This window comes from Pedobacter sp. 05L430 (assembly GCF_056397585.1).
Genome location: NZ_JBFTNT010000164.1, coordinates 1 through 9,018 on the forward strand (window position 1 = coordinate 1; position 9,018 = coordinate 9,018).

Consider the following 9,018-nt stretch of genomic DNA (forward strand, 5'->3'; position numbering starts at 1 on the left):
AAGTTTGCTGCTGGAACGAATACATCTGCCTGCAGATGATAAAAAGCACATGCCCCCTAAGAGTAAATCTCAGTTAACGAGTGAGGAAATTGCCATTTTAGCTTTATGGATAAAGGGTAATGCTGATTTAAAGAAGAAAGTTTTAGATCTGCCAAAAAACGATTCTTTGAGAGTACTGTCCGCGTCATTGTTKGGGCCTGTAACATCTGTCGAAGAAAATTATGATTTTGGAGCAGCWGATGAGGCAACGGTGAAGAAGCTAAATAACAATTACAGAGTGATTTACGCGCTCGATAAAATATCGCCAGCCTTAGAAGTAAATGTTTATAATAGAAGTATTTATAAGCCTGAAGCTATAAAAGAACTGATGCCTGTTAAAAAGCAGATTGTATCCTTAAATTTGAATAATTTACCCATTAAAGATGAGGAATTAAAGACAATAGGGGCGTTTGAAAATCTGCGGAAGATAAATTTAAATTTTACGGATATTAAGGGCGATGGGCTTAAGTACTTAAAATCCTTAAATCATTTAAATGCATTATCCTTATCAGGAACAAAGGTTAATTTTAACTTTGTTAAGCAGCTTGTGAGTATGAAAAGCCTTAAAGAGCTGACCTTGTGGAACACTGGTTTAAATGAAGGCGAGATAGGCCAATTACAGAAAATGAATAAGGAGCTGGCTATAATAGGCGGTTTTAAAGATGATGGCAAGAGTCCGGTTAAATTAAATCAGCCCCGGTTGAGTACAGACATTTCTATTTTTAAAAATTCGTTGACCCTTCAGGTAAAACACCCTGTAAACGGAGTGCAAATCAGGTACACCACAGATGGTTCAGAACCTGATAGTCTTAAGTCACCTTTATATGATAAAGAAATTGTTATTAAGGAAACCACTACGCTAAAAGCAAAAGCATATAAAGCTGGTTGGTATAGCAGCGACGCAATAGTTTTTAACTTTTACCAAAGCAATTATAAGCCTGATAGTATTGCTTTTTTAATGCAGCCAAATGAAAAGTACAGGTCTGATGGAACAAAGATATTGGTCGACAATCAGCTGGGTGATTTTGATATTAATACAGGTAAATGGATTGGTTTTAGAGAAAATAACATGGAGACCATCATGTTTTTTAAGCAGGCTATTTCTTTAAAATCGGTAACACTAAATGTAATGAGACAAATCTCTGCATATATTTTACTTCCACAGGAGGTTGAGATTTGGGGTGGTGCAGATAAGAAAAGTCTTCGCTTATTAAAGGTAATAAAAAATCAAATGCCGCTTAAAGATGAAGGGAATGCACTTGTAAAGTTAGATGCAAAATTTGAACCACGAAGTGTCTCATGTTTAAAGATAGTGGGGAAAAACTTTAAGAAACTACCTCAGTGGCATCCAGGAAAGGGCGAGCCAGCATGGATATTTATTGATGAGGTATTCTTGAACTAAGCCATTTTACCAGTTCAACTGCACCATTGTAGTTTTCGTATGTTGAGGGAATGCGGGTTCCATCAACATATTCATTATAAATCCATGGGTCGCCAAGGGCAAAAACAGTACCCTTACCGTATTTTGCAGTAGCCATGATAACATCGTTCTGTTCTGTTACTAAAGCCTGGGCAGGTGGGTTCAATTGAAGAATTGAAAGTTCTTTTATGTAGAATTTTTTGGAGGCAGTAAACACCTCATTTCCGAACGGAATATTTACGGTTCCTGTTTCATAATTTTTTCCTTTCACCATGTTTCGGCTTTTATTGGAAAAGTTAATGCCGAAATTTTCTGCGAGGATATTTAACTGCGTAAGGTTAGTGTTGGCACTATCGTTGGCTAATAAGACCAGTACTCCTCCGGCTTTTACCCATTTGGTAATTGCTTTTATATGATCTTTGTTAATGTAATTTGGGTTAGGGTTTTCCTTAGTATTATCCGGATCTACAATGATATATACATCGTTGCCCTTTAAGGATTTAAGTGTTGGCCCGTTGTCAAGATTTTTGATCTGAAATCCATTCTTTTTAAAAATATCTCCAAGTATAGAATAGCCATTTAGTGTTTGGTCCTCCCAAGTGTAATGAAACCTGATTTCATTTCCATCTTTGTTCTTTTTTGTTTCATGATTGAAAAAATTATCAAGCGTAACTACCTTATCCCGTTGTGCATTTGAAATAGATACGGAGCTGAAAAGTATCATCAAACTAAAACCAAAATTCTTTAATCTCATTTTTATATTATTTGTTCTTGTTATATTTTATCCACGGTCCCTTTTCCGGTTTCCGGTGAACCTTTCATAAATTCCTGCCAATTTTCAGGCAAGTGTTCGCCAGCGAAGTGAATATGTGTATGCGGTGCACGGAAAGATAAACATTTTTCAAGATGAAAAACCCTGCGTACCTGAATATGCTAATACGGTTGATTACTTAGCTAATAGTGGCAATAGATTAGCTCTAAGTATTACTCAAATTGCACTTGCAATCAAGAATGAATAATTTACAATAGGATTAAGAAAATAAAGAACCATGAAGAGAAATCTTATTCATACCATGGTGCTCACAACTTGTATGGGTATCATTCAATCATTTAGTTATGCTCAACAGGGCGCGTTGCCTAAACAAGCAGATCGTTGGAGCATTGAGGACAATGGCAGTATAAGCTGGTCCATTAAAAATGAATTGCCGCATACTGATCATATTGAGATGGCGGGAGAAAAGGTAGCACTATGGGTTGAGTATGGTTTAGATAGCAACAGAAAATCGAAGATTAGCAGAACAGTTGTATTTCCAACTTTTAGAATGTTGCCTGATGGGACAAGAACACATATTTCTTATTCTTTTCAGGATAATGAACTGCCAAGGTTTTATATAAACAACAGGTTATTAGATTTTTCTATTGAGAAAAGTGGCAAATCTGGCACATTAGGTTATAGTATTAAAAAGATAAATCATAAAGGGATTATGAAGGTTTCTGCCGAAACAGGTATGCCTGTTTTAACGGAAATAGAAAGAGAGCTTTTTCCTTCTGTGGATAGGCCTATGGCTATTGAGAAATTTATTTTTACTAATAAATCAGATAAAGACCAAACCATTTCAATGGAATATTTAAGACGTGAAGTAAGAACAGATCCTTCTAAAAGTAAAGTACAATCTCATTCGGTAATAATGGGTACAATAGGAGAAGGCAGCCGCCTTTTGAAAGCTGGTAAATCAATAACCTTTGCCGTTTATTATCTCGCAACAGATACACCACAAAATATAGAGGCCATTAATCCTGATCTGGAAGAACAAAAAAGGGTAGAAAGGATCGCTGAGATTCAGGCGCCACTTAAACTAGAAACTCCTGATGATATACTTAATACAGCATTTGAGTTTGCTAAACTAAGAGCTACGGAAAGTATTTATAAAACAAAGGGCGGCTATATGCATGGACCGGGTGGTTTGGCTTATTATGCTGCAATATGGGCTAATGATCAGGCAGAATATGTTAACCCATTCTTTGCATTTTTGGGAGACAGGGTTGGCAATCAGTCCGCAATGAATTCTTATCGTTGGTTTGCAAAATATATGAATCCGGATTATAAGCCAATTCCAAGTTCTATTGTTGCTGAAGGGGATGCGGTATGGAAAGGCGCTGGAGATAGAGGGGACCAGGCAATGATAGCTTATGGCGCATCACGCTATGCTTTGGCGAATGGAAACATAGACTCAGCACGCGTATTGTGGCCCTTGATTGAATGGTGCCTGGAATTTAGCAGAAGAAAAATGAATAATGAGGGGGTGGTGAATTCTGATAAAGATGAACTTGAGGGGCGTTTTCCTGCCGGGAAAGCAAATCTGGCCACAAATACCTTATACTATGATGCGTTGCGATCTGCAACGCTACTAGGGAAGCTACTGAGCAAGCCGAAGACACAAATAGACGGGTATCGTAAACAGGCAGATGCATTGAAAATCAATATTGAAAAGTATTTTGGTGGGAATGTTGAAGGTTACGAGACCTATAAATATTACGAAGGGAATGATGTGCTACGTGCATGGATATGTTTGCCGCTTACCGTAGGAATATTTGATAGAAAAAAGGGAACGATCGATGCCCTGTTTTCTCCACGTTTGTGGACTGCTGATGGACTAGCCACACAGGCCGGTAAAGAAACCTTCTGGGATCGTTCTACACTTTACGCATTAAGAGGAGTTCTTGAAGCCGGAGACACTGAAAAAGCGATGGATTTTATAAAATATTATTCGAGAAGGAGGTTACTTGGCAATCATGTTCCATATCCCGTGGAGGCATATCCTGAAGGCAACCAACGCCATTTGTCTGCAGAAAGTGGTTTGTATTGTAGAATATTTACTGAAGGACTTTTTGGCATACGACCTATTGGATTTAATAGCTTTAATTGCGCACCAAGAATGCCAAAGGCATGGAACAAGTTTGCGTTGCGAAATATCCACTCTTTTGGAAATGTATTCGATCTGGAAATATCAAGAGCCGGAAAAGATAAACTGGCAATTGTGGTCAAGAAAGCCGGTAAGGTAAACAAATATCAAGTAAAAGTAGGTGCAACTCAATTGATCAAGTTATAATTATAAACTTTTAATCCGTCATGAATAAATCCATTCTGTTTTTTAGTATTCTGCTTGTCTCTTTTAGGTTAATATCTTTCGGACAATCCGAAAAACAGATTATTGTAGATACTAAAAATGCGTCGCTTGTTTTTACTGTTGGTAATAATAATAAACTTTATCAGAGTTATTTGGGTCAGAAGCTAAATAGTTCAGTTGATGAGGGTTTGCTAAGATCTACGCGCAGGGAAGCTTATATAGGAGCTGGAATGGGTGATTTGTTTGAGCCGGCTATAAGAATTGTCCATGCTGATGGAAACCCATCACTTGATTTAAAATACGTAACCGATAAAACAGAAAAGGATGATAATGTAACGGCTACCACAATTACGCTTAAAGATCCGCAATATGCTATTGAAGTAGTGCTTCATTTTACTGCTTATAAAAATGAAGACATCATTAAGCAATGGACAACTATAAAACACAATGAGAAGAAACCCATAACACTCACAAACTATGCTTCTTCAATGCTTCATTTTGATGCCTCTAAGTATTGGCTTAGCCAATTTGATGGGGATTATATGACCGAAATGAGAATGAAAGAAACACCGCTTACAACAGGTATCAAAATTCTGGATAGTAAACTGGGGACACGTGCTCAAATGTATCGTGCTCCGGCATTTTTTCTTTCATTGAATAAACTTGCAGACGAAAACAGCGGTGAATTGATTGCCGGGACATTGGCATGGTCGGGTAATTTTCAATGCTCTTTTGAAATAGATCAGCAGAATTCATTACGTATGGTTACCGGTATGAATCCTTACGCGTCAGAATATAAATTGTTGCCTGGTAAAACGTTCGAAACTCCTGCTTTTATATTTACCTATTCTAATAAAGGCAAGGGGACGGCCAGCAGAAATTTACATAGATGGGCAAGAAGGTATGGTGTGTTGGATGGAGACAAGCCGAAACTAACATTATTGAATAATTGGGAAGCTACTCACATGGATTTTAACCAGGATATTTTGGTTGAGTTATTTGATGGGGCAGATAAGTTAGGTGTGGATCTGTTTTTACTGGATGATGGGTGGTTTGGCAATAAATATCCGCGCGATGCTGATAAAACTGCATTAGGAGACTGGCAGGTAGATAAGAAAAAATTGCCTGGCGGTTTAGGCTTTCTTACAAAAGAAGCAACTGCAAAAGGGCTAAAGTTTGGAATTTGGATAGAACCGGAAATGGTGAGCCCGAAAAGTGAGTTGTATGAAAAACATCCTGACTGGATTTTGAAATTACCAAACAGAGAGGAAGCTTATTCCCGTAATCAATTGGTATTGGATCTGATTAACCCTAAAGTGCAGGATTTTGTATTCCATATGGTTGATGACCTGGTTTCAAAGAATCCTGGTATTGCTTTTATAAAATGGGATTGCAATAGAATGATGACAAATACATATTCGCCATATCTTAAAGAGAATCAGGGAAATTTATTTATTGATTATACCAAAAGTTTGTATGATATTTTAGAGCGGATAAGAAGAAAACATCCTCATTTGCCCATTATGCTTTGTGCAGGTGGAGGTGGTAGGGTTGATTATGGTGGATTAAAGTATTTTACAGAATTTTGGCCTAGCGATAATACTGATGGGCTGGAACGCATTTTTATTCAATGGGGTTATCTTAACTTTTTTCCATCTGTAGCGGTTTCAAGCCATGTAACTTCTATGGGTAAACAGTCGCTTAAGTTTCGTACGGATGTTGCAATGATGGGCAAACTTGGGTACGATATTCGGGTGAAAAATTTGACTGATGCAGAAATTATATTTAGCAATGAAGCGGTTAAAAATTATAAACGCATTAGCAATGTAATTTGGTTTGGAGATTTGTATCGACTGATTTCACCTTATGAGGAAAACAGAGCGGTTATGATGTATGTGAGTGAGGATAAAAATAAAGCAGTTTTGTTTAATTACCTCCTCAATTTCAGACGTAAAGAGTATATGGGAAGAGTTACTTTAGAAGGGCTTGATCCGTTAAAACAATATAAAATTAAGGAGATTAATCTGTTGCCAGATACAAAATCAACACATCCGGATAACGATAAAGTTTATAGTGGAGACTATCTGATGAAGGTTGGGTTAAATCTTTCTCCAGGGAAGATCACTCCATTAAGCAGTTCTGTTTTTGAAATTGTAGCAATGAACTAGCTTCCAGGGCTTATCTAAATGACAATCTGGTTGAAGAATATGCTAACGCAACAGACAAAAATGCGGGCAAATTTCTCTTCATTAGACTAATCAAATATTTAAACCTAAACAATCTTAAACCATGATTAGTAGAGCATTTTCTATTCAGTGGTGCCTTCTGGTGCTTCTGTTATGCTGCTGTAGTTTTGATGGCTTTTCCTCCTTCCAGCAATTTATTGTTAAAGGAAAAGTATCGGATGCCAGCGGCGGCTTACCTAGTGTAAGTGTTAAATTAAAAGGTACTTCAACAACCACCAGTACCGATGTAAATGGAAACTATTCCATCACAATTCCTAATGGCTCAGGAACCCTGGTATTTTCTTCCGTGGGTTTTGCAGTTCAGGAAATACCTGTTGCTGATCGGTCAACAATTAATGTAACTCTTGTAACCGAAGATAAAACATTAAGCGAAATTGTTGTGGTAGGTTATGGAACACAAAAGAAATCGGATATAACAGGATCCATTGTTTCTATTAATGAAAAGTCATTAAGAGAGGTGCCTGTTGCCAATTTATCTCAAGCGCTGCAAGGCAGGGGTTCCGGTATAGATATCCAGAAGGGAAGTGGTAATAGTAAACCTGGAACTGCACCTGTTATCAGGATAAGAGGTGCCAGGTCAATCGGAGCTGATAATGACCCGCTTTTTGTAGTTGATGGTATACCTTATAATGGAAATATTAATGATATAAATCCAGACGACGTAGTGTCTGTAGAAGTGTTGAAAGATGCATCATCTACCGCTATTTATGGGTCAAGAGGAGCTAACGGAGTAATTCTGGTAACTACCAAAAGAGGAAAAGAAGGGGCGCCAGTAGTAACTTACAGTGGTTACGCCGGAGTAACTAAGAATTTGGGCAAGATTGACGTGATGGATGGTAAGCAGTTTGAAATGCTAAAAAGATGGGCTGTAGTTAACGGTAATTTCGACAAGAATAACAAGCCTATTTTTACCGGAATTGATGATCCAAAAATATTAACTAGTGGTATTTTCTCTGCAGAGGAACTAGACGGCATTGCAAGTGGACGAAGCACTGATTGGCAGGACCTGATATATAAAAATGGAATAAAGACCAATCATCAGGTAGGTGTTTCAGGTGGGACAGAAAAAACGCAGTATTCCGTTTCGGGGGGATATTTTAATGAAACGGGCATTTATCCCGGACAAGCTTATGAACGATATAGTGTGAAATTGAGCGTTGATCAGCAGTTGGGTAAATATTTTAAGGTAGGATTAAACTCCTTAAATTCATTTAATACCACCAAGGGAGAAGGAGCGAATCCAATGGGACAGGTTCTGCGGGCAAGCCCATTGGCTACGCCATATGATGCCGATGGTAAGTTATATGGATTTGTGCCGGGCAGTGCCAATCAGGTATGGAATCCACTTGGAGACTTTGTTGAAGGAGCCAAAGTAGAAAACAGAAAAAGATATGGAACTTTTACAACACTTTATTTAGAAGCAGCAATAGCTGATGGTTTGAAGTACAGGTTTAATGCAGGCGCTGAGGTGAAATCTGATGTTTACGGTAACTTCTTTGCCAGTGCTACTTCTGATAATTTGGGCGGATTGTCTAAGTCAAATAATAAAACAGGCTTCCGTTCTAATTATACCTTAGAGAATATTTTAACTTACGATAAGGTGATTGCTGAAGATCATAAGTTGAATTTTACCGGATTGTTTAGTTATCAGCAATCACAGAATCAATCAAATTCATTTAGTAATAATGACCTTCTGGCCGATAACCTTTGGTATTACAACCCGGCTTTGGGCTCGAATCTGGTTGGTAGCGGTAGTTACTCCAAATGGTCAATCATTTCTTATATGGGAAGGATTAACTATGGATTTAAAGATAAATACTTATTAACCTTAACTATGCGCTCGGATGGTTCATCGAGACTTGCTCCCGGAGGTAAATATAAAGTGTTTCCATCTGCTGCTGCGGGATGGAATATCATTCAGGAAAATTTCATGAAGGACTCAAAGGTATTTACAAATTTAAAACTGAGAGCTAGTTACGGTGTTGTTGGAAATACATCCATAGATCCTTATGAAACCCTGGGTAGTTTATCTGGAGCAGTTTATAATTTTGGTGATAAGACTACAACTGGCTTATACCTTTCTAACGTTCCTAATCCAAATTTAACGTGGGAAAATACCGCTACTGCTAACATCGGTTTAGATTTTGGTATTTTAAACAATCGGATTACAGGATCAATTGAGGCT

General features: G+C 37.7%; 5 protein-coding genes. 4 read left to right on the plus strand and 1 reads right to left on the minus strand.

The genetic code is table 11. The annotated features are described in order from the left end of the window. The coding region (locus AC1DG9_RS18095) for a chitobiase/beta-hexosaminidase C-terminal domain-containing protein (RefSeq protein ID WP_477634993.1) at positions 1-1,441 on the plus strand (1,441 nt) is incomplete at its 5' end. Here AC1DG9_RS18095 and AC1DG9_RS18100 read toward each other — a convergent pair. Continuing rightward, on the minus strand, positions 1,416-2,213 hold the full coding sequence (locus tag AC1DG9_RS18100; protein ID WP_337715057.1) for a DUF4350 domain-containing protein: 798 nt from the start codon (positions 2,211-2,213) through the stop codon (positions 1,416-1,418). The two genes, AC1DG9_RS18095 and AC1DG9_RS18100, sit on opposite strands and share 26 nt — an antisense overlap. Before the next feature lie 295 nt (positions 2,214-2,508). Here AC1DG9_RS18100 and AC1DG9_RS18105 point away from each other — a divergent pair, with 295 nt between their 5' ends. From AC1DG9_RS18105 to AC1DG9_RS18115, 3 genes are all read left to right on the plus strand, one after another. Then, on the plus strand, positions 2,509-4,569 hold the full coding sequence (locus AC1DG9_RS18105; RefSeq protein WP_337715055.1) for a glucosidase family protein: 2,061 nt from the start codon (positions 2,509-2,511) through the stop codon (positions 4,567-4,569). A gap of 20 nt (positions 4,570-4,589) precedes the next feature. Further along, a complete protein-coding gene (locus AC1DG9_RS18110) occupies positions 4,590-6,755 on the plus strand; it encodes an alpha-galactosidase (RefSeq protein WP_172663697.1) in 2,166 nt (721 codons plus the stop codon). Between the two features lie 121 nt (positions 6,756-6,876). Continuing rightward, positions 6,877-9,018 (plus strand): SusC/RagA family TonB-linked outer membrane protein (locus tag AC1DG9_RS18115; protein WP_477634994.1); only part of this gene is annotated, 2,142 nt, incomplete at its 3' end.

Bases quoted from the DNA above. Each gene is read 5' to 3' on its own strand.
- AC1DG9_RS18105 (WP_337715055.1), top strand. From the start codon at position 2,509: ATGAAGAGAAATCTTATTCATACCATGGTGCTCACAACTTGTATGGGT.
- AC1DG9_RS18100 (WP_337715057.1), bottom strand. From the start codon at position 2,213: ATGAGATTAAAGAATTTTGGTTTTAGTTTGATGATACTTTTCAGCTCC.
- AC1DG9_RS18110 (WP_172663697.1), top strand. From the start codon at position 4,590: ATGAATAAATCCATTCTGTTTTTTAGTATTCTGCTTGTCTCTTTTAGG.